Annotated in this window: 19 protein-coding genes and 3 tRNA genes; 8 read left to right on the top strand and 14 right to left on the bottom strand. The window is 44.5% G+C overall.

All coding sequences use genetic code 11. From position 1 onward, the window contains the following. Positions 1 to 110: 110 nt before the first annotated feature. Positions 111 to 1,667: a GGDEF domain-containing protein gene (locus tag OZ401_RS04755; protein ID WP_341469561.1), complete on the top strand. Its 1,557-nt coding sequence runs from the start codon at positions 111 to 113 to the stop codon at positions 1,665 to 1,667. A gap of 188 nt (positions 1,668 to 1,855) precedes the next feature. Continuing rightward, on the top strand, positions 1,856 to 2,197 hold the full coding sequence (locus OZ401_RS04750) for a hypothetical protein (protein ID WP_341469560.1): 342 nt from the start codon (positions 1,856 to 1,858) through the stop codon (positions 2,195 to 2,197). 152 nt (positions 2,198 to 2,349) lie between these two features. Here OZ401_RS04750 and OZ401_RS04745 read toward each other — a convergent pair whose 3' ends face one another. The 13 genes from OZ401_RS04745 to OZ401_RS04685 form a co-directional block, all read right to left on the bottom strand. Beyond that, positions 2,350 to 3,153 carry a DUF4032 domain-containing protein gene (locus OZ401_RS04745; protein WP_341469559.1) on the bottom strand — a complete coding sequence of 268 codons (804 nt, stop codon included), beginning with the start codon at positions 3,151 to 3,153 and terminating at the stop codon, positions 2,350 to 2,352. 19 nt (positions 3,154 to 3,172) lie between these two features. Then, a complete protein-coding gene (locus tag OZ401_RS04740; RefSeq protein WP_341469558.1) occupies positions 3,173 to 4,243 on the bottom strand; it encodes a magnesium transporter CorA family protein in 1,071 nt (356 codons plus the stop codon). Positions 4,244 to 4,345: 102 nt separating this feature from the next. Then, positions 4,346 to 4,419, bottom strand: a tRNA-Arg gene (locus tag OZ401_RS04735). Positions 4,420 to 4,427: 8 nt separating this feature from the next. Continuing rightward, positions 4,428 to 4,512, bottom strand: a tRNA-Ser gene (locus OZ401_RS04730). A gap of 50 nt (positions 4,513 to 4,562) precedes the next feature. Then, positions 4,563 to 4,648 (bottom strand) — tRNA-Ser (locus OZ401_RS04725). A gap of 85 nt (positions 4,649 to 4,733) precedes the next feature. Further along, positions 4,734 to 7,136, bottom strand: a complete 2,403-nt coding sequence (locus OZ401_RS04720) for a PAS domain-containing protein (RefSeq protein WP_341469557.1) — start codon at positions 7,134 to 7,136, stop codon at positions 4,734 to 4,736. Positions 7,137 to 7,587: 451 nt separating this feature from the next. Continuing rightward, positions 7,588 to 8,433 (bottom strand): alpha/beta fold hydrolase, encoded by an 846-nt coding sequence (locus OZ401_RS04715; RefSeq protein ID WP_341469555.1) that lies wholly within the window; start codon positions 8,431 to 8,433, stop codon positions 7,588 to 7,590. Between the two features lie 257 nt (positions 8,434 to 8,690). Next, positions 8,691 to 9,146 (bottom strand): AhpC/TSA family protein, encoded by a 456-nt coding sequence (locus OZ401_RS04710; RefSeq protein ID WP_341469554.1) that lies wholly within the window; start codon positions 9,144 to 9,146, stop codon positions 8,691 to 8,693. Positions 9,147 to 9,424: 278 nt separating this feature from the next. Beyond that, the gene (locus OZ401_RS04705; protein ID WP_341469553.1) at positions 9,425 to 11,023 is read right to left on the bottom strand and encodes a tetratricopeptide repeat protein; all 1,599 of its coding nucleotides are present in this window, start codon (positions 11,021 to 11,023) and stop codon (positions 9,425 to 9,427) included. Positions 11,024 to 11,145: 122 nt separating this feature from the next. Continuing rightward, positions 11,146 to 12,378, bottom strand: coding sequence for a hypothetical protein (locus OZ401_RS04700; RefSeq protein ID WP_341469552.1), 1,233 nt, complete (start codon positions 12,376 to 12,378; stop codon positions 11,146 to 11,148). A 486-nt stretch (positions 12,379 to 12,864) separates the two neighbouring features. Further along, positions 12,865 to 13,320, bottom strand: coding sequence for a peroxiredoxin (locus OZ401_RS04695; protein ID WP_341469551.1), 456 nt, complete (start codon positions 13,318 to 13,320; stop codon positions 12,865 to 12,867). 138 nt (positions 13,321 to 13,458) lie between these two features. Continuing rightward, on the bottom strand, positions 13,459 to 15,060 hold the full coding sequence (locus tag OZ401_RS04690) for an MFS transporter (protein ID WP_341469550.1): 1,602 nt from the start codon (positions 15,058 to 15,060) through the stop codon (positions 13,459 to 13,461). Between the two features lie 6 nt (positions 15,061 to 15,066). Further along, positions 15,067 to 15,807 (bottom strand): LppX_LprAFG lipoprotein, encoded by a 741-nt coding sequence (locus OZ401_RS04685; protein ID WP_341469549.1) that lies wholly within the window; start codon positions 15,805 to 15,807, stop codon positions 15,067 to 15,069. Between the two features lie 566 nt (positions 15,808 to 16,373). Between OZ401_RS04685 and OZ401_RS04680 the strand changes: the two genes are divergently transcribed. From OZ401_RS04680 to OZ401_RS04670, 3 genes are all read left to right on the top strand, one after another. Next, positions 16,374 to 16,682 carry an RNA-binding regulator gene (locus tag OZ401_RS04680; RefSeq protein WP_341469548.1) on the top strand — a complete coding sequence of 103 codons (309 nt, stop codon included), beginning with the start codon at positions 16,374 to 16,376 and terminating at the stop codon, positions 16,680 to 16,682. A gap of 1,361 nt (positions 16,683 to 18,043) precedes the next feature. Next, on the top strand, positions 18,044 to 18,982 hold the full coding sequence (locus OZ401_RS04675) for a c-type cytochrome (RefSeq protein WP_341469547.1): 939 nt from the start codon (positions 18,044 to 18,046) through the stop codon (positions 18,980 to 18,982). Positions 18,983 to 19,801: 819 nt separating this feature from the next. After that, the gene (locus OZ401_RS04670) at positions 19,802 to 20,812 is read left to right on the top strand and encodes a cytochrome c (protein WP_341469546.1); all 1,011 of its coding nucleotides are present in this window, start codon (positions 19,802 to 19,804) and stop codon (positions 20,810 to 20,812) included. Positions 20,813 to 20,967: 155 nt separating this feature from the next. Here OZ401_RS04670 and OZ401_RS04665 read toward each other — a convergent pair whose 3' ends face one another. Next, complete coding sequence (locus OZ401_RS04665; protein WP_341469545.1) at positions 20,968 to 22,191, bottom strand: site-2 protease family protein; 1,224 nt, start codon at positions 22,189 to 22,191, stop codon at positions 20,968 to 20,970. A 583-nt stretch (positions 22,192 to 22,774) separates the two neighbouring features. On the opposite strand from OZ401_RS04665, the gene lpdA reads away from it, so the two are divergent. The 3 genes from lpdA to OZ401_RS04650 are packed head-to-tail and all read left to right on the top strand — an operon-like array spanning position 22,775 to position 26,329. Next, entirely contained in the window at positions 22,775 to 24,199 is a 1,425-nt protein-coding gene (lpdA, locus tag OZ401_RS04660) for a dihydrolipoyl dehydrogenase (protein ID WP_341469544.1), read from the top strand. Between the two features lie 15 nt (positions 24,200 to 24,214). Then, positions 24,215 to 25,276 (top strand): pyruvate dehydrogenase (acetyl-transferring) E1 component subunit alpha, encoded by a 1,062-nt coding sequence (gene pdhA, locus OZ401_RS04655; protein WP_341469543.1) that lies wholly within the window; start codon positions 24,215 to 24,217, stop codon positions 25,274 to 25,276. Positions 25,277 to 25,333: 57 nt separating this feature from the next. Further along, positions 25,334 to 26,329 carry an alpha-ketoacid dehydrogenase subunit beta gene (locus tag OZ401_RS04650; RefSeq protein ID WP_341469542.1) on the top strand — a complete coding sequence of 332 codons (996 nt, stop codon included), beginning with the start codon at positions 25,334 to 25,336 and terminating at the stop codon, positions 26,327 to 26,329. Positions 26,330 to 26,331: the final 2 nt, after the last annotated feature.

Below are 26,331 nucleotides of genomic sequence, written 5' to 3'. Positions count from 1 at the left end.
ATAAGATATTAAAAAGATTGTGCCATTTGCCACATTCTAAAAGGAAGAGTAAAGGGAGAGACTGGCACACGAGAGTTGTTAAGAAGCAGTAACTAATAGGGTCAAAAGTTGTGGAAGAAAGTTTAATAAGCCTAACCGATACTCAGTTCAACAAACTAATAACTCTAAATGGAGTGATTTTACGTGCTGTTTCCTCTGGAGTGATTTTTAATCTCGCTCCATCCTCACTAACTGAATTGCTGAATAATCTGACCTTCAGCGCCTTTTTGCGAGTAGAACCGGGACATTCCACTGAGCTATATGCTCTTACTGTCGGTAAGAATATCACCAGCGTGCGGTTAGATTGGTTACGTGGTGAACTAAACCATTTACTGAAATCGCATCTGGACGGTACAAGGTTGTCGTCTGTGCCTCAAACCCTACCTGTTCAGGTTACTGTGCCATCTGCGCTCAAACCTGAAATTGGGGTGAAATGGCTCTATTGTATGCCCGTGATCGCTTCTAACCGACAATATGGGCTGTTGCTAGGTGGTAGCCTTGAACCACTTGAGGAAATTGAGTTAAGGCTATTCGGAGCGTTAGGAAGCACAATTGCTATTGGGTTGGAGAATACCACCCGTATGGAATCGCTGCAATACGATGCTGCCGAAACCGCCTACTTGAATCAAATTGCAGCAGAAATAACGGATAGCCTAGATTTGCAAGAACTTTTGCAATACATGCTAACTAAGCTAGAAAACATAATAAGCATCAGCCATGCGGCACTTTTTCTCCTACTAGATCACTTCTATTATACACTGGCATACACTTCCAGCAATTCTGAGAATAAACCACGCCGTCGGTCGCGCCAGGAATATAAAATAGAGGGTAGTCTCATAGAAATTGTTATTCGCGAACGCACTTCGCTAATCAATCCAGCACAACCCGGCGAATTACCCTATATTCCTCGCGGCAGTTCCTTATTATTACTCCCCCTTATACATCGCAATAAGTTACATGGGGTGCTTGCCCTCTCATATCGTGAACCCAATACCTACCGCCCTGATACAGTGCCCTTGTTATTGATAGAGAAAATGGCAGCGCTATTTACACCTGCTATGCTCAATTGCCGTCTTTACGAAGAGAAAAAGCGTATGGCGGATTTTGACGAAAGAGTGGGAACCTACAACCATAATTATTTTGAGCGTGAGCTACCGATGCAACTGGATAAAGCGCACCGCCTAAATTATTCGCTCGGTTTGCTGATTATAGATATGGATATGCTTAAAACTATAAACTCTCAGTACAATTATCTGATTGGCAGTACCGCTCTCAAACATATCGCGGAAATAATAACGCGAAATGTTCGGCGCACCGATATTGTTTCCCGCTATGGTGGCGATGAATTTGCGGTGTTATTGCCCGGTACTTCTTACAAGGGTTTGGAACTGGTGTCGGAGAAAATCAGGAAGGCAATCTGCGATACCCCTATTATTTTGGCGAACAATGACAAGCTATATGTTACCGTTAGCTTAGGCGCAGCTTATTTTCCACAGGATGCCGCCAACCACCGGGAATTATTCGAAATAGCGAATATAGCCTTGCTGGAGTCCAAAAAAGCTCGAAACGAGGCTCGAATAGGACGTGCTGCAACTTTAGTGGAAGCGTTAGCAGAAAATGGCGGATAGATAAATTAGGGTAGGGCTGTACTAGCGGGATTCAAATCTTCTTTGATTCACCTCTTGCACGTAAAAACTGATTGTAGCATTAGTTACCGACAAGTATGCCTCAAAAGAGCTAAGATACTGCTAGGTATTGACCATTTTCTAATTTTGCTCATTTTCAAAATCGTGGCAATTGTAGCGAGGGAAGCCCTATGCAGCCCGTTAAATTTGTGAAAAAATCTTGGGTGAAGCTCACCACCGCCATCTCATTGGTAATGTTGAGCATGTTTATTTTCGCTGGTACTGTGCTGGCGCAAACACCAACACCAACACTAGTGCCTCCTGCGGGTTCTAATCCGCAGAAGCTTGCTCCAACCGATATTCCGCCCGATATGTCTTTGTTGGGCGTGCTTATCTTCTTTCTGGTACTGATTGTTTGGCAGATTGCTGCTAACTTCTTGGTGAGAAGCCGAATATTTTCAGATCAGATTGACCAGCCTAGTAGCACCTCTCAACCTGAAGCGCAGCAGATCGGTCTTTTAGGCAAGAAGTAAATTCTATAGGTTTGCGCAAGGGGGTTAAAACTCCTTGCCGGTCTTTAAGTTATGACGCTTCCAAAGTACAGTTTTTGTTGTGGGTGCGTTTTTATCTTAAGTTATACCTATGTAAAAATTCTGACAAGGGATATTCATCCCTTGTTTTTTTATTAATCCATGCCTCGTTCAGTTTCGGCTAACAGGTTGATTCTGCGGTAATAATCAAGCGCGGCAGTTCGCAGCCCTACATCGTTACCTTCGCGTTCGCTCATATACCACTTGTGTTCTAGTATCTCGTTCCAGCGCTTCTCCGCTTCTTCTTGCGTTTGAATAACATGTCCGGTCAGATTTGCTACCAAGCGGATATAATTAAACTCACTGGGGTTTATTTTCTGGACTACGTAGTAACCCTCACCTTGCGCAGTTTTTGCTTCTTCCTGCTTTTGGGGCGATTTGCGGATGGGCTTTATCTCTTGTAAGCGTGCCCATATAATATCGGTTACGCTAAAACCCACATTCAACAAATCTTGGAGGTTAGGAAACATCATCCCTGTTACTATACTCAGAAAATCTTTGCGTGGTTCGCTGGTGCTGCGGATGCGGTATGGTACTTCGGGTTGTTTGAAAGTCCACTCTTTGAGGAATTCGTGGCTGTGATTTTCTATCCAATCCTCAGCAGCGAGCTTGAGGCTGACTTCTTCGCCGCGTTGCTCGCTCAACACCCATTTATGATCTATAAATTTATCCCAGACAGCCTTTGCCAGATTGTTTGGGTAATATTTGCCTACCAGTTCGAAAATCTTGCGGCGGTATAACTTCGGGTCTTCATGCTCCCTGACCACATACGAGAAGTCGCGCACATTTTCGAAGCCAACTCCGTTTTTACCCCATTGCACATCGAAAATTCCGTAGCCTAGCCGGTTCAATAATTCTCGGTCCGCATAAACTTCATCTGCCGATATATCTCCGGGCATTTTTACTACTCCTTTCGGTTCAGAGCCACTTGCGCCACTTGAAAATTGCTAGCATAGAGGCTACTGAAAAAAACATCAGTCCCAGAATTATCAGAAAAGCATATTCAAAACCCTCTTCCTGGAACGGCACTTTTACATTCATACCCCAGAAGCCTGTAATCACCGTCAACGGGAGCATAATTACCGAAATTATAGTGAGTGTTTTGATAACCATGTTCAAGCGATGGGTATTGAGTGAATCATAGGTGCTGCAAAGGCTTTCTATTACTTCTCGGAATTCTTCCAGCGTGTCCCAAACCTTATTTATATGGTCGGTAATGTCGGCGTAGAGTGGTTCAAGGTCGTCCTCACCCACTTCCACTATTCGTTTGCGTCGCTCAAGGCTGCTCAACACTGAGATTTGAGGCTTTAATATACGCCGTACTGCCAGAATATCTCGTCGTACAGTCGAAATCTGGTAGATGGTTGACTGCGAACTTGCTTGAAATATCTTGCTATCAACATCGTCCAGATTTTGCGATAATTTATTAAGAATTGGAAAGATATATTCTACCAATATATCCAGAATCTTGTACATAGTATAAGCGGGTGAGCGGTTAAGCATACCGTGTCGTTTGCCGGGATTATTTTTGCATTGTTCAAATAAACGGTTAAGCGGATTTAGCTTACCATCGTGGACTGTGATGATGTAATCAGAGCCTAGAAAAATATCAACTTCTTCTGCTACGCTGACTTTTTCGGATTTATTGTAAACCGGGAAATGCAACACCAGAAATAAGTAATCGGTATCATCGAAATCGTCTAGCTTTGGACGTTGCATATAGCTGGTTACGTCATCGAGATGGAGAGGATTAAATTCAAAGCTGCGATGCAGCCAATCTATCTCAACCGATTCGGCACGTTCTATGTTAATCCAGCGTACCGGCAAGCCTTCTTCCTCGCATATTTCCACACGAGGTTTTCGATTTTCTATATCCAATCCTGAGCGATGCTTAGGGGTAGTGCCGTTTCTTTGGTTTATCCCTGTCCGTAGTTTTGCCAATGGCTTAAGAACTAGATTGGGTTTGTTTCCATCCGAAGTTGTATTCATCCTTTGCATCCCTCCCAGCATAATATAGAGTATCAAACAGGCTAATTATACTATTTAAAATTGAGGATAGGAGAAAAGTAAACAGAAGTATAAGAGGTAGGATACGCCTGGACGGATTTGAACCGCCGACACTCGGTTCCGAAGACCGATGCTCTAGTCCACTGAGCTACAGGCGCATAAAAAACGGAGAGGGAGGGATTCGAACCCTCGAGGGCGTTAACCCTACTCGCTTTCCAAGCGAGCGCACTCGGCCACTATGCGACCTCCCCCCGTTTGTATAGCTAAGATAGCGGCTACTTTGCGCAGCCATCTGAGGAAGCGGAGAGGGTGGGATTCGAACCCACGATGGTGTTAACCATACCCGTTTTCGAGACGGGCGCACTAGGCCAGCTATGCGACCTCTCCAACTCTTTTTGTGCTTGCAGATTATAGCACACTTAGCTACTTTACTTCAACCAAGCAAAAAACCATCTAATTCTCAGTCACCGCATTAATTAAGTTTGTTATCTAGTACCATCCGTACTTTGGAGATAAACTCAATAGCGGTAAAAGGTTTTTGCAGGAAGTTCAACTCTTCGGCTAAATTCAGATTGGGTACTGATTCGCTGGAATATCCCGACATAAGCAGAATTTTTAGATCGGAGTATTTTTTCATCAATTCTCTCGAAAGACTCCACCCTCCCATTTTTGGCATTACCATATCACTTATTAATAAATGTATTGTATTAGAAAAACTTTCGGAAACTTCCAATGCTTCGAAGCCGTTTTGTGCTTCTAATACCGTATAGCCATTTTCTTTCAGAACTTTGCTGGCAAGTTTCCTGATAAGTTGCTCATCTTCGACCAGCAATATAGTCTCAGAGCCTTTTGAATCGCTCCGCTCGATCGGTTTTAAACTCACAGCTTGCTTTACCGATTCCGCGACCAAGGGCAGATAAATTTTAAATACAGTTCCTACCCCTTTTTCACTATAAACCCAGATATGCCCGTTGCTTTGCTGTACTATGCCATAAACAATTGAAAGCCCTAATCCGGTACCCTTGCTCGATTCTTTGGTAGTGAAAAACGGTTCAAAGATATGGCTTTGGGTTTCATGATCCATTCCTATTCCGGTATCACTGATTTCTATCAGGACATATGCTCCCGGGTTGACTTCGTAGTGTTCATCAGCATAAGCCTCATCTAGGGTTACATTGGTGGTTTTTAGCCTGAGTGTTCCTCCTCCGGGCATGGCATCACGGGCGTTTACTGCCATATTCAGAATTACTTGTTCTATTTGCCCTGCATCTGCCAACACTTTACCCAAGTTAGGTTGCAACTCGTATTCAAGCGCTATATCTTCACCGATAATCCGTTGGAGCATATTGTTCATATTTGAAATAACCGGGTTTATATCGAGAACTTCAGCTTTTATTACTTGGCGGCGACTAAATGATAATAGCTGACTGGTCAACGAAGCGGCTTTTTTCGCGGCTTTTTGTATCTCGGTTATAATATCAATATCTTGCTCTTGCTCTTTAAGTTCAATTTCTAACAGTTCTGTATATGATAGAATTATTGTTAGTATATTATTGAAATCGTGTGCTACGCCACCGGCTAACCTTCCGATAGCTTCCATTTTCTGGGTCTGCCGTAGTTGCTCTTCCAGAGATAATAAATCGCTTATATCTCTGACGGTGTTGACAATGGCGGTTATTTCCCCTTGATTGTTATTTATCGGCGCGGCACTGAGTAATAGGGTGCGCCACGTTTTCTGATCTGGTTGGAAACGTATCATTTCATCTTTTATTATTACTCTGCCCGAAATAGCGCGTGCCAGCGGCCATTCTTCCGGCAAATATTGCTTTCCATCTTTATGGAAGATTTGTATGTTTTGATAATCAAACATTCCATTATGGAGGTTAACATCATAATGCCAGTGATGTTCCATCGCAGGATTCCAGCGCAATATTTTACCGGATGGAACTTCAGTTATAAAAACGCCGGTTGGTAATTGTTCTATTACAGTTTCAAGGAAGATATGTTCTGCTTGCAACTGTTCAAGCATTTGCTCGCGTTCGCATTCTGCTTGGCGGGACGCTGTAACATCGCGGAAAACTAGAACTACGCCGGTTACATTGTCTGAATCATCGAGAATTGGCGCACCACTATCTGCGATATGCGTATGCTTACCCTCTTTCGAAATTAGCATGGTGTGGTTAGCCATCTCCACCGTTTTGCCTTCAAGCAATACTTTCTCTACCGGGTTTTCAACTTTCTTCTTGCTATGTTCGTTAATGATTTCGAAAATGCTAGATATAGTCTGCCCTATTGCTTCTTCTTCTTTCCAACCGGTTAATCTTTGTGCTTCTGGGTTTAAAAGGGTGACGTAGCCGTTAGTATCTGTTGCAATAACTCCGTCTCCGATGCTCACTAAAGTTATTCGTAATTGTTCACTTTGCGCTTTTACAGTGGCTTCAGCCTTTCTAAGTTCCTTTATTACTATATCAGAGCGGTTGATATATTTGTGCAAATTGTGGATTAATATATTGATGAGCAATGAATCGAAGAGAAAAGTTAAGAAATTGGGTAACCCATTAGTATTAAATATCTTAAGAGTATAAATCGGGGCTATGAAAAAAAAGTCTCCAACTATTGCGCTCAAAACAATAGTAAATAATCCGGGTTTGATACCGCAATACCAAACGCTAATTATTATCGCGGGGAAATAGACTAAAAATGGGGCATTAGGGTCTTTGGGGTTATCCGTGGAATACACTAAAGCCAATTTGATGAGTGTAGCAATTATAACCAGAAGTAAAGCAAGCCCGTAACGATAGAGGTAAGCTTTTTCAGGTATCGCATATAATGCAAGCTTTTGAATTGTTTTTTTCTTGGGTGACTCAATGGACATCTATCGTTAATCCTTATCGACTTAGATAAGCGTAAGAACAAGTTTGAGCAATAATTAGAAAGAGAATACCCGTGATTAAAGATATTTTATCACAAACTGCTGTTAAAAAATAGAGAGTGGTTATTAAATTTTATACATGCCCAATGTTTTTATTTGAAAATTGAACTTAAATATAGTTGGAATAGTTAGGATTTAACCACATTTTCTCTAAAGTTAAAGCATACATATTATAAAAGCATTTTAAACACAGGCACTTTCCTCGTTAATATTTCACGATTCAGAATTGAATATAATTAATGATTTTGTACTTTCTATTTGTGTTTAAGGAATCTATCTAACGAAAAATGAGGAATGAGAAACAGGCAAGGGGCGTATAACCGCTTGCCTGAAAACAATTTTTTTTGTAGGTGGGAAAGTGACCAAAACAGGTGATTGGAAACCACCGTAGAGATTAACCGATGAAATCCCTAACCAGATTGTTGAGTTTAGCAGCCCCTTCGATAAACATGAAATGGCTGCCTCCTTCGCTTTCATTGAAAATTGCCAGTTGCGAACCGGGGATTTGTTGGTGTACCCATTCTACAGCTTTTGCCGGAAATATACTGACCGTTCCTCCGATAACTAGGCTAGGTACGTTAATTTGAGGAATCACATCGCGCCAATCTTGTGTGCAATGATTGTATAACAAGGTGGCGGCGTGCTGTCGCGGAAGTTTCAGATTTAAATCAACTGCCCACTGTTTCAACTCCGCGCTGGCGGCTCCGGTAAACATGCTTCCCACCAAGCCGGTACTGGTAGCGACTCCTTCCGCTCCGGCTATTCCATTACATAAACCAACCAGTGTTGGATGGTCAAAGATTGCGCCTGCTGCTTCCAGTTCTTCCGCGCTCCAAGCCGGGTTCGAGGTTACGAAGGCTACTTGATCAATCAGCACAAGTTTTGAAATCCGCTCTGCCCCGAAGGTGTCCCAATAGCTCCAGATTATTGAACAGCCCATCGAATGTCCCAGCAACACCACGTTTTGCAGGTCAAGTTCTACCAACACATCATGCAAATCCTGAGAAAAACGCGCTATTCGGTAGCCGCTATTGGGTTTATCCGACTCACCATGTCCGCGCATATCAAGGCTAATAACCCGGTAGCGATCCGACAAAGCCTCGATTTGATCCCTATATTGGGCGGCTGTTTGTGACCAGCCCGGAATCATCACAAGCGGTTGCCCCGCTCCCGCTTCGATATAGCGCAAAGTTATGCCATCGCCGGTAGTAACCTCGCCGGTTTTGGTAGTTACACTCATCTTTGTGTCCTCCATTCATCATTGATTGGCAAGTTAAGCAATAAGAAATAGTCCATACATTAGTATATGGGTTTAAGAATAATGTCGGGTGAAACCGAGTGTCACACGCAGAAAAACTTAATAAAAGCCTGATGTGGCGAAAGCGCCCTTATAGAAATTGTAACGGGCTTAGCGATAAGAGTTAGCGTATTATAGCCGGGTTTGTGGAGGTGTGGCAAAGTAAACCGAACTGATTTCCCGTCCAAACCATTCCAAACTTAGGCGCGAAGCAGCGAATCAAGCAGAATTTGGGAGTGCGGTCGATCAAGTTGGTTGCGTCCGCTATGGGCAAAGGTAATTTTACCTTCTGCGCTCACCACAAAATCTCCGCCCTTCTGCAATACATCCTCACGGGTTTTGAGAATTTTCTTGCCCTGTGCAGCATATAAGGTATATTTCGCCAGCACAGAAGGACCATACACTGTCAACATTGAGTATTTGCCTAGTTTGTAAGCGCGATATACCTCTCGTTGTGGGTCACTGAGAAAGACAGTTTGCTGTAACAGTTGGTTGCTTTCAGGCGTTTTTTTCCCTGCAAGTTCGGGGGCAAGGTGAATCTGTTTCCAATAATCCAGCCATTTGTGGAAATGCTCAGGTGGGGCGAAAGAAATCACCAGTAAGCGTGCCTTCAGGTTAGCCAATTGCTGTATAAAATTAGGCTGATGCAACTGCACCAGATGTTCCGCTCAAGGCATTCAAGCCAAGTGCCGCATAAAGCATATTAGCTGCGGTTGTTGGTAATCTGAAAGGCGTATTAATGAGCCATCCGGAGTAGGTAATTGAAAATCGGGAGCTTTTGCCCCAATGCTTGGTAATGCCAATGTTCTCACCTTATTATTATCTTACTTGACCAAACAGATTATAACAAAGCCTATCTGTGAAATGTGAATAAGTAGAGCTAATTCGCGGAACATTCGTGAAAACTTAACTTAAAGAGTCAACTATGCTTAGGCTAGTTGGGGCGCATCCAACGGCTACTAGGTTCGAGGTCATTAGCCATATCAAAATAGCGGGTAGCTTGCTCTTTATCGCCTCGCTCGAAGAAAGCAATTCCCAGGCGGTAGGTAGCAATAGGCCAGTTGGGTTTTAATTCCAAAGCTCTCTGAAACTGGGTGATGGCAAGGTTGTATTTGTTACATAGCACGTTAGAAAGCCCGGCAAAATACCAGCTATCGGGGTCTTGCGGGAAATCTTGCACCACGCGCTCTGCAAACATGCCCCCTCTACCGCAAGGGTCAACCCCTATTTCAGTATAGAGTTGCAGCAGTAATGCTTCCACGTTCAAGCCGGGCGCAGGGCTTTTATCGTTCAATTCCAGCGCCTTGATATAGGCTTCTTCCGTTTTGCTGTACTGTCCTTGCACCATATAGAAACGGGCTAAATCCACCTGTAAGAGCGGGTCATCAGGGCGTTCTTTCAATAAAGCCTGAATTAATCCTTGCGCAAAATCCCGCGCTTTATTGACCTGTTCGGTAGAATTAACGGCAGGTTGGGCATGTTGCAACTGATCTACCAGCAATTGCACAAAAATTTGACGAGCAAAGCGGTTGGTAGGGTCGGCTTGCAGCACCGAATAAAGCGTATCCTGTGCTTGCAAAACCCTGCCCGTACGCCAGTAAATAGAGGCAAGATAAGCCTGTGCATCTATAAAATTTGGCGTTAGCTGCAACACGCGCACTAGCTGTTCTTCCGCCAGTCCAAATTCCTCACCGCTCAGCAAAGCGTAACCAGCTTTGGTGCGCCGCGCCGCTTCGGCTTCTTGGCTTGCGTCTGCCGGAAGGGCGGCTGTAATCTGTCGGATTCGCTCGTTGTATTTAGAGATATTCCACGCCAACGGCGCGTTATTTTGCCATTTACCATCGGGAAATATCGAAGCGGTGCGTTTGAATTGAGCGCGGGCATCATCAAAGCGCAGGTCACTTAGTAGCAGCAAGGCATAAAGATAGTTGGCGCGATACGCTTCAGGGGTATCAAGGGTGCTACCCAACTTCATGGCTTCGTTAATGGTGCTACGTGCTTCCTGAAAGCGGCTTTGTCGGTAGTAGTTTTCCCCCAACGCTAGCAAAATACGCGCTCGATATTCGTTGTTAGTGGCAGAGGTCAGCGTTTGTTCGGCTTGCTCATACTTACCGTCTTCGGAAAGGGCGCGTCCTAGCCAATAGGTAGCGGCAGGGTCATCAGGGTGGGTTGCCAGCACATTGCGCAAATATCCGGCGGCAGGTTGCGGCTGTTGCAATTGTAGCAAACCTTGTGCCAGCAAGAGACGGCTTTCATAGTCCGTAGGGTTGGTAACGACATACTCACGCAGTCGGCGCACCGCTTCGGTATAATGTCCGGCGTAATAAAGATTGCGACTGCGATCAAGCTCAGTTTCAACGGCGGTTAACGAATTACGCAACCACATTACTGCGACAACCGTAAGCAGTATCAGCGCTGCGCCGCTCAAAGCCAATTTCAGCCAATGGGCACGCCACCATGATGAACGCGGCTCGCTTGTCTCCACTTCAATCAGAACTATGCTTCTTTCAGGGTGTTTCGTAAATATTGGCATCTGCTTCAGGTCTGTTCAATCACGGTAACCTACATTGAATTATACGGCTTTTATGTAAAGCAATTCAAGTAGTCATATAGTTGTGACAATTTTAATGAGAGTGGCTACAAATCTGGCAAAATTTATAGTTTGCTGGTAGATACACAGGTAAGTTGGTTATTGCCGCTGGCGAGTGGTATGCTCAATTGTTGGAGACTGAACTTGGCGACTTTAACGCCATAAAGCAGATTATTTCCATTCAGCACTAATCCTTTGGAGTTTGCGCCTGTGCCCGCGCCATCAATGGTAATCTCCGCCTTAGCGCTACACCTACCATAAATCAACGCACCCACTTGTAAATTATGATAATTCAGCGACCCGGTAAAATTAATTTTTGTTACACTCGGCTGGAAAGTAATTGCCTCGTCTATTCCCGCGTTTTTGATTGCCCATGAGAAGGCGCCGCTTGTACCCCCCGTACCATCATCTGCTTGGGTGGCAACCTCCCATCTTTTTGTTGCTGCTATAAAATTGATTTTGTTGAGGAGTAATTTGTAAGGGTCTCCATGTGAATTGCTGTCAAGCTGCACGCTAATAGTTAGTTTCTCTCCAAAGGTGGAAGCGGGTGCAGTTTGCGGGGCAATTGTTGTCAGATCGTTTGCAATTCCATCCAGCGTAAAATTTTTATATACCACCTGATCGCTGCTATTTATCTCTCCCTCGAATAAGAATGTATGCCAACTATTACCCTGAAGGCACTGGTGGATTGGGTTAGGTAGATTTGTCCAACTACCTGATATTCCATCTGCGGTCGGTATCCAGTAATGCCACGATGGTTCATCGTTTACCCCGTAGCCATCCCACACATTCTGATACTGTAGCGCGAACTCGTATCTTTTTGATTGGTAATATTTGTTAAAGGTAAATTCCAGCGCCTGTATAATTGATTCGCCTCCCTGATTATTGCAGGTGGTGGCAGGTATCCAGAAAGAGAAGCTCAGAATAAAGCTTTTGGCATTGGGCTTCGAGTTCATATCGTGATAACAGTAAACATTGGAATAGGCTGCACTTCCTGATGCCAGCGCACATTCCAGCGAACCTCCGCCATAACTTGAATACAGTTTTTGCCAAATAGGTGGGTTATAGGGTGAGATTGGGCTATTCTCACAATAAACTCCCCAATCTTCGGCGTAGCGTTCTAGAAATAGGGCTCGGGCTGAGGGCGGGTTAGTGGGCGCTTGGTCGCAACCTGTCGCCGCAAGGTGAGTTCGGGGCGGCGCAAGTAGGTGTACCGAGTATAATTTCACCGTTAAGGTTAAAACCACCATAATTATTATGGTGATAGTAAGCAGTAATTCTGGAAACCATTGCTTCATTTGTTTTTACAATTGGGAAAATATTTGCCGTACTATAGCTTCAATATTAAGCGGCGATGAATTATAGTCAAACTTGTTACGTCTGCTTTTATTATACATATGAATTTTCTCGTTGGAATATGATTATTTATTTTTGCTGTAGTACAGAATTGGAGAAAAAGAAAGGAACGAAGAAAAATGAGGATTATTGAAAATCGGCAAATAAAAACCGCCCTAAGGGATAAGGGCGGATTGTGCTAAGCTTGTGCGGGATTATTGGACAAGAGGATTACTTTTGGAGATTAATTCCTCTACAGACACTATACTACTCGATTGTAAAAAATATCTAAAAAAAGTGTTGCCAATTATCAAATTTTTGCAAAGATTAAGCGTTCATTAAAATAATCGAACATTATTATCCAAGAAAGAGTAGCTTAAAATAGAAATAAGGGGTTTAAAACCCCTTATCGGCTAATACAAACTTCTAAATGGTCGACAGGAATAAGCCTATTGCGCCTTTACTACTTTAAAGCTTGAAAGGATTTCAGCGGTGGAAGGCATCCCACGTTTGTAGAAAACGATTTTACCCTCTGTATCAATGCCAACTACGGTGCGATTAATCAGGCGCATTGGTCCTAATTTCATCAAGGCATCATATTTCTCGGATATCGCATAATTGCGATCAACCAACAGTGGGGTTTTTAATTTGTGTTTCGCCACAAAGCGGGTATGCTTCTCTTGATCAGCCTGATTCACCCCGAACACTTCTACTCCTGCTTCGCGATACTTATCGTAATCGTCACGAGCGCTGCAAAGCTGAATAGTGCAACCGGGGGTTTCATCGCCGGGGTAGAATATCAACACTACCGGGCTGACCCCCTTGAACGCGGAAAGTTTTACGATATTCCCCTTGTGATCTTTAACTGTAAAATCAGGGGCAGTGTTACCTACTTGTAAAGCCATTTATATACCCTTCTTTCAATAAACAATTTCTAATATGCGCATATCCAAGTTTTTTATTTACAAATAACCACCTACATAATAAACCGGATTGGCAAGTTTTAGGGATTATTTCTGTGAAAGGTTGTGTATAGGTTTTGTTTAAAGTAAATGGCTGATTTCGTGCCTGTCTTGTTCTTCCTGAGAACTAAGCTTGCGCTGAGACAGTAGTAATGCAGGAAAAATTGCTAACGCTGCCAACGCTGCCGCCCCTAAAAAGACCTCGGTAACAGCTTGTGCCAACGGAAGGCTCAAAGCTTGCGCGTCAATTTTTGTAATATCTATGTTCTTTGGCTTCAAGTCGTTATAGCGATTGAGAGTCCATGTGGTTAGGAAAGAAGTGCCAAGAGTCATGCCCACCAACCGCAAAATGAGTACCAGTGCGGCGGCAACCCCTATTTCTTCGCGTTCTGCCCAGTCTATGACCGCACTGCCCACCGGGGCAATCACGAAACCAAAACCCAAACCCGCCACACTTGCGCCGGGCAACATATTCCACAAGTCGTTCGGTGGTTGCCAGTGAGTATCCCAACGATTCATCAGCAAAAAGCCACCCGAAACCAGCACTAAACCAAAAATTGTAGCAAGTCGATAACCCAATCTGTCACTAAGCCAACCGCCAAGAACCGCTCCCAGCGCCATTCCCAGCGTCAACGGAGCAAGCGCCAAGGCGCTATGGAATGATATGTCAATTGCGCTGTTGCTGCGGTCGGTCGAGTTAACAAATAGCGCAATCCCTACCAGCGCCGCAACCAACGCCCCCCCGATAAACAAATTGGCAAGGTTCGCGGCTGAATAGGGTACGCGCAAAAAAGTGCGTATGTTTATTAGCGGTTTATCTATTCTCAGTTCGGTAAGGACAAAGAGTATCAATGCTACTGCCGCGCCGATTAGCAGAGGTATCTGGTATTCTTTCAGGGGGTTTTTGGTGATTTCTTCAAGTGAAGCGCCACTCAAGGCTGCCGTATCCTTGCCGCCAAGCGCTAGAGAAAGGCAAGTAAGCGACACTGCTAGCAGCAGAAAACCCGGTATATCAATATTCTTCCAGAGTTTGCCAAAATTAATCGAGCTAGTACGACTGGTTTTTAGAGCGGGTTTGAGCATGAAATAAATAATGGCGGCGGAAATCAAACCTAACGGTACATTGATCCAGAAAATTGAATGCCAATTAAAATAGCGGAGCATCAGTGAACCGTATAACGGACCAAGCACCCATCCCGCCGTATCTGCTGCCCCGATTATTCCCAGCGCCATGCCACGCTTATTAGATGGAAAAAGGTCTCCTACCACTGCCATCGAAACCGGCACCATTGCCCCGCCGCCGAGCGCTTGCAAGGAGCGTGCGGCAATCATAATCGGAAGGGAGGTAGCGAGCGCACCCACTACCGAGCCAGCCACAAATACTAACAGCGCACCTAGAAATACTTCCCGTCGTCCAAAAACATCCGAGACCCGCCCCATAAAGGGCATAGTAACGGTGTAAGCCAGCAAATAGGCGCTAACTATCCACGCTCCCTGATCAATATTATCAATTGTGACATCCAGACTATCCATAATACTAGTCAGGATTGCCACTACCACCGTCAGGTCGAGGGCAGCAAGAATTACCCCAATCGAAAGTATTCCTAATACAAACCAAGGTGACCCGCTTTTATTCTGTTCGGCTGGCTTTGATTGCTCAGGTTGCGCCGTATCTTTGATCATCAGGCTTTATACTCCCGGTGGTCTTTGGACGGTCACAGTTTCATTAAACTTGCTGAAGTTCATTTGCCACGTCACGCCTTTGGCAGGGTCTTGCGTAACTTCTTTTAAAATAGCCTGTCTTAGCAGCGTATCGCTCTTGGACACCCAGATGTCGAAATTCACATCGCTGTTATTGAGAGTACCGGCAGTAAAGGTTTCTAATTCTTTACCCTGAATAGTGCCGCTGAGTTTCCAGCTTTCCGCACCGTCGATAGTTTCAGTTCCGGTTATTGCAAGGTTTTGAGCTTTTTGCACAATTGCGCCTAGACCACGCTGTGAATCGAAAAGCTCGGCTGCTTTGAAGCCCACTCCGGCGGGTAAGGGTTGCCACTTATCGTTTAACCCCTTAACCAGAATCCATTGTTCGTTACCCAACGCAATGGTGGTGGCTTCTACTTGTCCAAGCACTACACTCACGCGCAAAGTCGCTTTATAGCTATCAGGCTTGACATAATCACCCTCAGCTCTTCGAAATGAAATTCCGGTTACTATCGGCACTTCTCCTTGCTTAATGTCCACCAAGAAATGCACAAAATTAACGCCATAAAGTTTATCGGCAGCTTGTTTTGCTAGCACTTTTGGATCAGGCAGCGGAAGAGCAGTGGGGGTGGTTTCGCCGCATGCCGCAAGAATAAAGCTGAATACCAGCGTAAACAGCAATACAAAAGGAACACGCGACTCGGAAAAGCTTGCTTTGATACATCGCATAGGTAAATTTCCTATTCCTTAATAAGCGGGTTTCCGGTAGCTAATAATCAGAAGAGATTATAACATAGCCTATGGCTGTATAAGGCTCATAAGCCATGTTAAAAAGAGTACAACAACCCTACTCTCAAACTACTAGAGACCTTCTTGGTTTGATTTTGACGCTTTATTTTTACCCAAATCTTTGAAGGTATATCAAGCCTGCCTATTTCCTAGTTTATTTCTCTCTTTTTCCATCTAAAAAATCACACCAATAATTTTAATTAACACTTTAACAAAATAAGTGAACCAAAAGTTAAAAAGTGTGCTATACTATTTATGCAAGGTGAATAAAACCTGTTTGATATCGGCAATGTGCCCCTTAGAGTTTTTTCGATAAGAGCTTCTCGTAAGATTTGCTTGTTTTGATTTCCTCTTTTGTGCTTTATGCTTTCTCGTTCAGGTAGCTCTACTTACTTCGTTAAATAACCTAACCAAAAATAGGTTATTTCCGGGCAAGAATATGCTAATTATGAAACTTTGCGCTAACTTTCTGTATTTAAGCTTTTAAGATGAAGAGGAACTTGAAATTGAGTAACAAACTTTACGTTGGCGGTCTTTCGTATAATACCACCGAAGGTAGTCTGGAAAATTTATTTGCCCAAGCTGGCGCTATTGACTCGGTGCGGATTATCATCGATCGCGAGACCGGACGCGCCAAGGGTTTTGGCTTTGTGGAAATGAGCGACGCGGAAGGAGCCGCCCGCGCTATTTCGATGTTCAATGGGACTGATTTTGAAGGTCGCAACATCACCGTTAATGAAGCCAGACCACAAACTGAACGTCCTCAGCGTAGCAGCGGTGGTTACGGCAACCGTGGTGGAGGCGGTCGCTACTAAGCGATCGTATTCCCATCAATAGCTAAATTATAGCTATAGAAAATACAGCCCGTTTTTAACCGACGGGCTGTAACTTTTTTTCATAGGAAACCACCTGAAAACCCCACCCTTTAAAATCTCCCAAAACCGATACATTTTAGAACGACCCAAACCTTTTATAACCTTCTTAATTAGAAGGTAAAACTTTCTACCTACCGCTAAAATTAGTCAGGACCTCACACTCCAGTATTACAAGGTTATCATCAACATTCATCGAAAAACCTACAACTGCACAACCCTGAAAATCGACTAAAAGCTGCTTCGCCCTCATTGGCTTAGCTTATACTCCTCTATCTCTCGCCACCGGAATAAGCCTTATCCTTTTGATTATGAGCCGGGTTGTGTTGGCAGAGCTGAATTAGTTATAAGCTCGTAAGTCATAACTACATATTGCTTGCGGAATCGAGCGAGGAATTACAAATACAATACCCCGCATATTGTAAAATGTAATTATAAAATCCTATATATAGTGCCACATTCTTATGATTTCATCTATATGAGCGCTTTTTCAGATTTTGCACAACCCTAAAATTTAATGCTACGCACAATATATTGTGTTCCCAAGAACAATATATCAATATGTTGTAATTAATCTGTTATTAATGTTCTACTGGTGGCTGTTCCTTTACAGCTTAGCTATAGCTAACTATTTCTACAAGCATTGTACAATATTGCATTAAACATAAATGTGATAAATATAACTAAATATTTGTTCACATTTATCAACCTTATTTACACCTTTTCTTATATCAATCATATAGAAATACCTATGCAAACCATAATAAAAATATATTGGACATTATAGGAAAAATTAGCTACATTACAGGCATGCAAAATGCTGTATACTCAACCCTGCAACTTATATTATGAATAGTCCAAGCTTATTGTAGAAGGAATCCTTATAGGATTAACCCTTTTGCAAACAAGCTTTATTGTACAGAGTGACAGGCTATTGTAGTTGGAGATTTTCCTTTTTTGAATTCCCCTTTAGTACCATATAAATTATCGAGTTTTACAAATCTAGTAAGAACTAGGTGTGTCTTTGTATTAGCTGAAAGTTTTTCTGATGTTGTTGCATACCGTTGCCAAATAGTTCGACATTTAGCTTTATATTGACATTCGAAGATGAGACGAGCATTACATTTGACTGGCATTGTGCCAAACAGTTACAAGTTTGAGTGAGATGAAAAAGTACGCTGCCTTGAACAACAAATAGTTTTCTCACCGCTCAAAAATGCCCGGTCTCTTTCATTTCGATCGAAGTATTTATATGGTAGTAAATTGTTTTTTCTGCTAAGCGTTTAGGAAAGGGAAAATCACTAATGGTTTCGAAAAAAGGAAAGCTGCTCCGCTTTTCATGGCTGTTGTTGCTTGTTGCGTTCGTGCTTGTTGCTTGTGGCGATAACGGCAGTTCTAAGACCACTGCAACACCGGAAGCCAGAAATGCTCCTGCAGTAACTACAGCTGCTGCTGCAACTACCGCGGCACAGGCAGCCGCTACCACTGCGGCACAAGCTGCTGCAACCACTGCGGCACAAGCTGCTACGACCTCCGCTGCAACCACTGCGGCTGCAACTACTGCGGCTGCCGCTGGTAATGCTACCAACGGTTCCCAGATTTTCAGAAGAACTTGCCAAGTTTGCCATTCCAATGGTGGTACTGCCACCGGCGCGGATGGACAGCCCAACCTTGCTGCCAGTACCAAGACTAATGACCCTGCCTTTATCCGCCAGACCGTTCGCGATGGTCGCAAAGGTGTTATTACTCCGGGTATCGATATGCCTTCGTTTAACTCCGTCAATATTCGTGACGCTGAGTTAGAGGATATTGTTGCCTATATTGGCTCTATCAAGACCGCAGGCTATGCTGCCCCGACCCCGACCCCGATGCCAACTGTGGTAGTGCCAGCTAATACTGTCGCTCCGACTCGCCCTGCGCCGACTCCGCCAAACGGCTCTGACGGTAAGGTCATCTCGAGCAGCGCTTCTAGAGGTGAAGTTATTTTCAGAAACACTTGCCAACGCTGCCATGCTAACGGCGGACGCACCCGCGGTGATGCTAATCAGCCCAACCTTTCTACCAATGGCAACACCTGGAATCCCGACTTTGTACGGAGCTTCATCTACAACGGCAGCCCGACTCCGACTTTAATGCCTAAGTTTGGCCCGAACCTGACTCCTCAAGAGTTGGAAGATCTGGTTAAATACATAACCACCATCAATACTACCCAGAAGCCGACTACTCCTATAGCTACACCGTAACAGTGGTGTGTAGTTAGGTAACGTCCCAAGATAGCCTGACCCGCTGACCAACTCAACGGGTCAAGGCTATCTACAGTAAATCTTCTCGCTAAAACTCAAAGTCTCTGCTTTCTATTACAAGGGGGGGCAGAAGCTTTGAGTTTTTTTCAGAAATTAGATTTGTTACTTTACCACCATTCCGTCATTATTTCGAAATCACGAAACATACATGCTTACCTATATAAATATCGCCTAAATTATATTAGACATCTTGTCAAAAAGAGAATACATTAGAAACACGTTAAAATGTTAGAGATAAATTAGGAAAATCCCAGAGAAAACAAAAATCTATTTTCTTGTCTATCACAATTTTTCTAATTTGTGAAGGGTAGAAGTAAGCTCGTTGTAAAGGTTATAGTTGATTTTATCCCCTTTACAAAAGTCTTTAGTTATAGAAAGCGCTAAGCTGCTGTAATTAAAGACCTTCCTTACTCTTTCTAAAACCTTTTGGTAAATCATAAATAATACGCAATATACACCATATAAAAACGGGTTTGGTCTTTGTTTATGCTGAAAGAATTTTTTTAATGCTGTAGTATAGTGTTGCAACATAATTCAGTATTCAGCTTTGCATGGACACCCTTAGGAGAGTAGTGTACTAAATCTGGTTGATCTTGTTGCCAGTATGTACAGTTTGAGTGATAAGAAAAAGCGTGCTACTTTTGAACCTCAAATAGTTTTTTTGCTGCTCAAAAAACTCTCTCTTCTACTTTCCCTAGTATATGGTTTATTTAGATATTTCGTTGCTGATTTGGGTTTTAAGAAAGGGTAAGAATTACTATGCATTTGAAGGGAAAGCTACTGCGCCTATCTTGGGTGTTGCCACTTGTTGTACTCGTTCTGGTTGCTTGTGGCGATAACGGCACCGTTAAGACTACTGCTACACCGGAAGTCAGAGAAGCTCCAAAGGCAGCAACTACAGCTGCTGCTACCACTGCTGCGCAGGCTGCTTCTACCACTGCCGCACAAGTTGCGGCTACTACCACCGCTGCTGCTACACACGCTGCGACTACACCCGCTGCTGGAGCCGCTACTACGCCCGCAGCCGGCGCAACTACCGATACCGCTGCTGAGACTACTGACGTTATTTGGCAGCCTACTGTTACACCTGTTGCGGCACCGGGAGATATTACGAGAGGTTCCCAAATTTTCAGAAGAACTTGCCAAGTTTGCCACGCTAAAGGCGGAACCGAAACCGGCACTTATGGGCAACCTAACCTTGCTGAACAAGATGTTGATCGGAAAGATCCTTCGTTTGTCCGCCAAATCATTCGCAGTGGTAAGAAAGGCACGATAACTCCGGGTATTGATATGCCCACTTGGACCCCGGATCTTATTCGCGACAACGAGCTTGAAGACCTTGTAGCGTATGTGGTATCTCTCCAGTACGCACCTGCCGGATATACTGCTCCAACACCGACAGCGCTGCCAACTATCTTAGCTACTCCAACCGCTGCACCTACCCGCCCTGCGCCGACTCCGCCAAACGGCGCTGACGGTAATCCTATCGTTGGTAGCGCTATCAGAGGGGATGTCATTTTTAGGAACTCTTGCCAGCGTTGCCATGCTAGTGGTGGTCGCACTCTCGGTCCCAAGAATCAACCTAACCACTCGCTGGGTGCAAATACTTGGAATCCAAACTATGTACGCAGCTTTGTGTACAACGGCAGTCCTACATGGACATTAATGCCTCCGTTTGGCCCGAACCTGACTCCTCAAGAGCTTGAAGATGTGGTTAAGTACGTAACCACGATCAATACTACTCTGAAGCCTGCTACCCCTACCCCTTAGTCGTAATGACGATGGGGGGATGGTAACACTCCAAAATAGCCTGACTCGAAACCCCAAGCATCGGGTTAGGCTATCAACAGTAAAGCTTCTCAGTAAAATCAAAAGTCTCCGCCCCTTGTGATAGGAAGCGGAGACTTTGACTTTAATCAAGAAAATTAGCCTTGTGGACCATGCTCATTCAAATAGCCGCTATATGGATTTTGAGGCTGATTATTCTGGGGCGGTTGCGGGTAATTCCACCCACCCGGTTGGCTTGTCGGCAACTTATCGCCATATTGTATTCGCATTCGCAAATAGCGTCCTACATCTTCGGGGTTTAATAAGCCCACAAAAAGCCGTTCTGCGTTTAGCACAGGCATAGCGGGTTGCCCGTTTAATAACAATTTCTTGATGGTTTCTTCAAGATTATCTTCCAATTGTGCCACTTCAAGAGAACCGCGTCGCTTCATCACATCCATTACCCGCCGATTTACCCAATCTGCTTTAGGGATTTTGCTAATTTCATTGTTAGTTACCAAACCCAACAAATAACCGTTTTCCACAACCGGCACAACTTTAAAGCCCCTCATAAAAAATTCAAATACCAATTGATTTATGGGAGCTTCGGGCTGAATAACCGCGAAAGGTCGGGACATTACTTGCTCAACTGCTACATTTTTCAGATATTTTTCGCCTAATGCCTGTAAATAGCTCCGCCTCGCCGCGCTTATCAGATACCAACCGAAAAATGCCAGTAAGATTCCATCAAAAATGTCGCCGTTCAATGCTATGAATACGCCTCCGGCTAAAGAGATGAAACCAAAACCCTGTCCAACCAGGCTTGCGCTACGCATAGCTTTGAAATTGTCTTTGGTAATTGCCCAGATTACCGATTTGAGGACGTGCCCACCATCGAGCGGGAAGGCAGGAATCATATTAAAAGCTGCAATTATCAGGTTGATAAATGCCAGATAACCTGTAGCCCAATAAAATACTCCGGCTTGGGCTCCCACTGCAAGATTAACTAGCAAGAATAAACCGCCCAATAACGCGCTGGTCAACGGTCCAACTATAGTGATAATAAATTCTTCAAAAGGAGTACGCGGTTCACTTTTAATATTGCTAACTCCACCGAGGAAAAAGAGCCTGATATTATCAACTTCTAAACCTCGTAAGCGGGCGACCCACGTATGCGCCAGCTCGTGTAGCAGCAACCCGGCAAAGAATATGAGGGTAATTGCCAATGCGGTCAAAAAGATTAGCCCGCCGTTTAAATTCGACTCCTGTAATACCGAAGAATCCGCAATAATTAATACGAAAAATCCTAAAAGAAAAAACCAGCTAACATCCACTTCTATTCGGATGCCACCGATTTTCATTATCTTGATGCCTTTACCCATTTTTTATACCATCCTATTTCTATATAAGAGACCATGAAAAGCTTACTTTACATAAAACGTTTTATTCCACTTAATATGTGCTTTATAATCTCATATACGCAATACCTAGCTTAGAGTTAGGGGTTGCGTATTAGACCTTTGTTAGAGTTTTAGCAGAAGCAAAAATAGAATTGCAACAAAATTTAGCCGGGAGCAGCAAGACCTATCCTATAGTTAACTTCAATTGTTTTTCAAAGCTGATTAAAAATCTTTTATATCCGGGTGATTTGAACTCAACTCTGGAATAAACTCCGCTTTTGTTTACCAAATTTTCTCATTTTGAACCTGAACATAGCTATATATCGCTACTAACGATAATAGACATCATCGTTATCGTATGGCACAATACCACCATCTATGGTATGGTCTTAGAAGAAAATTATTTACGCAGTATCGTTTCGTAACACAAGACGAATAAAAAGCCGCGATAGGGTAGAGAAAGTTTCTTTCAGGGTATAATATATTGTAAGGCTGTGAGCTATTAGGCTCTACCTTTAATATGTGTTTCTCTAAGACGGTTATTTATTCAGGAGCTTACTTTCAAATGGCAGAGCAAAACACTGATTATGATGTAGTATTGATTGGAAGTGGTCCGGGCGGTTATATTGCTGCCATTCGCGCCTCGCAACTTGGGCTAAAAGCGGCGGTGGTAGAACGCGAAGAAGGCTTGGGCGGAATATGCCTTAATTGGGGTTGTATCCCCTCTAAAACCATTCTCCGAAATGCAGAAGTCCTTAATACTATCAACCACGCAAAAGATTACGGAATAAAAATAAACGGTACTGTTGAGGCTGATTTTACCGCAGGATTAGAGCGGGCGCGTGGTATCATCGAGCGTCAGGTTAAAGGGGTTGCTTTCCTGATGCGCAAGAACAAAGTTGAGGTTGTGCGCGGAACTGGCAGACTCATTGATAAAAACACAGTGGGGGTAATTGCGCCCGATGGCAGCGAGCAGCAACTAAAGGCAAAGCACATCATTATTGCTACTGGTTCACGGGTCAAATTGCTACCCGGTATGAACCCTTCCCTTATTGACGGAGAAAGCATCATTACCTCGAAAGAGCTTTGGAATATCAAGAAACAACCGAAATCGGTAATCATTCTCGGCGCGGGACCAATCGGGGTTGAGTTTGCTACTGTCTTTAACGCTTACGGCACTGATGTAACGGTGGTGGAAATGCTCTCGCGGGTGGTACCACTGGAAGATGAAGAAATAAGCAGCACTCTTGCCCGTGAGTTCAAGAAAAAGGGCATCAAGGTGATGACCGGGCAGAAGGTGGCTTCGGTGGTGAAAGAAAACGGGCTGGTTAAGGTAACAGCCGAAGCGGTAGAAGGTGGCAAGCAGCAGGTGCTTGAGGCTGAACTGGTGGTAATCGGGCTTGGCTTTTCGCCCAGTAGCGATGGGCTAGGGCTAGAAGAACTTGGAGTGAAGGTAGAGCGCGGTTTTATTCAGGTCGATGAAAAGATGCAAACCAATGTACCCGGCATCTACGCTATCGGGGATGTTACCGGGAAACTGGCGTTGGCGCATGTCGCTTCGGCGATGGGTGTAGTGGCGGCGGAAAACATCGCGGGACATGAAACGGTAGAATTGGATTACCTGAGCATGCCACGCTGCACCTATACTTCTCCCCAGATTGCCTCAATCGGTTTGAATGAGGCACAGGCTAAAGAGCGGGGCTACGAGGTTAAAAGTGGAAAGTTCGGTTTCCAGCCAAATGGAAAAGCGCAAGCGCTTGGGGAAGCGGTCGGGTTCGCCAAAATAATTACGGATGCCAAAACCGGAGAAATTCTTGGGGCGCATCTAATCGGACCTGAAGTGACCGAGTTAATTGCAGAATTTAGCCTTCTGCGCTTGCTAGAAGGCACAGTTGAAGAATTACATAGGGCAGTACACCCGCATCCAACTCTGTCTGAGGTACTGGCAGAGGCTGGCTTGGCGGTAGAGGGTTTACCCCTCAACGCATAAAAAAGAGGTAAAAATATGAGTAGCGGAGTTGATGGTAAGACAGAAGAGGTAAAAGCGGCAGTGCGTGGCAATATGGAAGCACGCGCCTCCCGCGCTGAGTTGCTCAGCTATTTTCGGCAAATGCTTATGATTAGGCGGTTTGAAGAAAAAACTGCCGAAATGTATAAGAAAGCCAAAATAGGTGGGTATTGCCACTTGAACCTTGGCGAAGAAGCCTCAATTGTGGGGGCTTTGTCAACCCTCGACTCTCGTGATTATATTTACACCAACTATCGTGAACATGGTTACGCACTGGCGCGGGGGATGGCTCCGGGCGCGATAATGGCGGAACTTTTCGGTAAAGAGGATGGCTGTAGCAAAGGGCGCGGCGGTTCTATGCATCTGTTCGACAACAACCTTCACTTTATGGGTGGTTATGGCATCGTGGGCGGTCAATTACCGCTGGCTACCGGAGCAGGCTTTGCGCTTACCTACAAGGGCGAAGATGGAGTGGTAATTGCCCAGATGGGTGATGGCGCAACCGCAATCGGCGCATTTCACGAGTCGCTGAACCTTGCCAAGCTCTGGAACTTACCCGTGATTTTCTTGGTAATCAACAACTTGTATGGTATGGGCACGCCCGTTGAAAAATCATCTGCCGTTCCCGAATTGTACCGCCGCGCACGCGCTTATGATATGTACGCCGAAAGAGTAGATGGTAACGATGTGCTGGCAGTCCGTGATGCAATGCAACGGGCGGTTCGGCTTGCCCGTGAAGATAAAGAACCGAGCTTGATTGAACTGATGAGTTTTAGAATGAAGGGTCATTCGGTGGTTGACCCCGACCGTTACCGTACCAACGAAGAAAAACGTTACTATGCCGAGCATGACCCGATTCAGGCTTATGAAGAGCAGCTTATTGCTGAGGGAATTCTTACACCTGAAATGATCGAAACAACTGAAGCCGAGATTGAACGGGAAGTAGAAAGCGCGGTGGAATTTGCCGAGAAGAGCGCCTTTCCCAAACCTGAAGACTTATTCCAATTTATGTATGCGACTTCAGTGCCAAATGCAGTTTTGGAAGTAAAAACTTACTAGGCAGAAAACATACACTCTTTTAAGGTGTAATTGGAATAGAGTAACAAAGGAAAAGAAGTGACAACCTTAACTTATCGTCAGGTTTTGCATGATACACTGGCGCAGGAAATGACGCGGGATGAGCGGGTTTTCTTGATGGGCGAGGAAATCGGCGTTTTTGAAGGCTCTTATAAAGTTACTAAAGGGCTGCTAGAACAATTCGGGGCGAAGCGCGTTAAAGATACACCCATTGCAGAAGAAGGCTTTGTTGGCGCGGCAGTAGGGGCGGCTATGTTAGGTTTGCGCCCGGTAGTTGAGCTTATGACCATCAATTTTTCGATTGTTGCGCTCGATATGATCTTGAATCATGCCGCCAAAATATATTACATGTTCGGTGGGCAAACGCCTGTACCGATGGTAATTCGCACTCCGGGTGGGGGCGGGCAGCAACTTGCCGCGACCCATTCGCAAAACCTTGAGGTCTTTTTTTCTCATATTCCCGGCTTAAAAGTGGTTGCGCCTGCCACTCCTTATGATGCGCGTGGTTTGTTGCGTTCTGCTATCCGTGATGATGACCCGGTGCTTTTCCTTGAAAACTTGGGGGTTTACGATGTCAAGGGTGAAGTGCCGGACGAGGATTTTGATAATGATTACACCATCCCAATTGGGGTTGCCGATATCAAACGCAATGGCACGGACGTTACGCTAATCACTTACTCGCGGATGGTGCATACGGCGTTGGAAGTTGCAGAACAGCTGCAGCATGAGGGTATCAGTTGCGAGGTGGTGGATTTGCGCTCGTTGCGTCCGCTGGATATGCCAACTATCTTACAATCGGTTAGGAAGACCAATCGAGCGGTTATTTTTGAACACGATTGGCGTTCCTACGGTATCGGGGCTGAAATTGCGGCGGCTATTCAGGAAGAGGCTTTTGACTATCTAGATGCTCCGGTGTTGCGCGTTGCGGCGGCGGAAGTGCCGTTGCCCTATTCCAAGCCGATGGAATTGGCAGCGATGCCCAGTGGTGAGCAATTGGTTAGCGCAATCCGCAAGACGGTTTCCAAACGCTGGTAATA

Source organism: Candidatus Chlorohelix allophototropha (genome assembly GCF_030389965.1).
Classification (GTDB): domain Bacteria; phylum Chloroflexota; class Chloroflexia; order Chloroheliales; family Chloroheliaceae; genus Chlorohelix; species Chlorohelix allophototropha.
Note: the sequence above shows the minus strand (reverse complement) of the source record. Positions and strands in the feature narration are given on the sequence as shown.

Bases quoted from the DNA above. Each gene is read 5' to 3' on its own strand.
- OZ401_RS04750 (WP_341469560.1), top strand. From the start codon at position 1,856: ATGCAGCCCGTTAAATTTGTGAAAAAATCTTGGGTGAAGCTCACCACC.
- OZ401_RS04745 (WP_341469559.1), bottom strand. From the start codon at position 3,153: ATGCCCGGAGATATATCGGCAGATGAAGTTTATGCGGACCGAGAATTA.
- OZ401_RS04740 (WP_341469558.1), bottom strand. From the start codon at position 4,243: ATGAATACAACTTCGGATGGAAACAAACCCAATCTAGTTCTTAAGCCA.
- OZ401_RS04720 (WP_341469557.1), bottom strand. From the start codon at position 7,136: ATGTCCATTGAGTCACCCAAGAAAAAAACAATTCAAAAGCTTGCATTA.
- OZ401_RS04715 (WP_341469555.1), bottom strand. From the start codon at position 8,433: ATGAGTGTAACTACCAAAACCGGCGAGGTTACTACCGGCGATGGCATA.
- OZ401_RS04705 (WP_341469553.1), bottom strand. From the start codon at position 11,023: ATGCCAATATTTACGAAACACCCTGAAAGAAGCATAGTTCTGATTGAA.
- OZ401_RS04700 (WP_341469552.1), bottom strand. From the start codon at position 12,378: ATGAAGCAATGGTTTCCAGAATTACTGCTTACTATCACCATAATAATT.
- OZ401_RS04695 (WP_341469551.1), bottom strand. From the start codon at position 13,320: ATGGCTTTACAAGTAGGTAACACTGCCCCTGATTTTACAGTTAAAGAT.
- OZ401_RS04690 (WP_341469550.1), bottom strand. From the start codon at position 15,060: ATGATCAAAGATACGGCGCAACCTGAGCAATCAAAGCCAGCCGAACAG.
- OZ401_RS04685 (WP_341469549.1), bottom strand. From the start codon at position 15,807: ATGCGATGTATCAAAGCAAGCTTTTCCGAGTCGCGTGTTCCTTTTGTA.
- OZ401_RS04675 (WP_341469547.1), top strand. From the start codon at position 18,044: ATGGTTTCGAAAAAAGGAAAGCTGCTCCGCTTTTCATGGCTGTTGTTG.
- OZ401_RS04670 (WP_341469546.1), top strand. From the start codon at position 19,802: ATGCATTTGAAGGGAAAGCTACTGCGCCTATCTTGGGTGTTGCCACTT.
- OZ401_RS04665 (WP_341469545.1), bottom strand. From the start codon at position 22,191: ATGGGTAAAGGCATCAAGATAATGAAAATCGGTGGCATCCGAATAGAA.
- lpdA (WP_341469544.1), top strand. From the start codon at position 22,775: ATGGCAGAGCAAAACACTGATTATGATGTAGTATTGATTGGAAGTGGT.
- pdhA (WP_341469543.1), top strand. From the start codon at position 24,215: ATGAGTAGCGGAGTTGATGGTAAGACAGAAGAGGTAAAAGCGGCAGTG.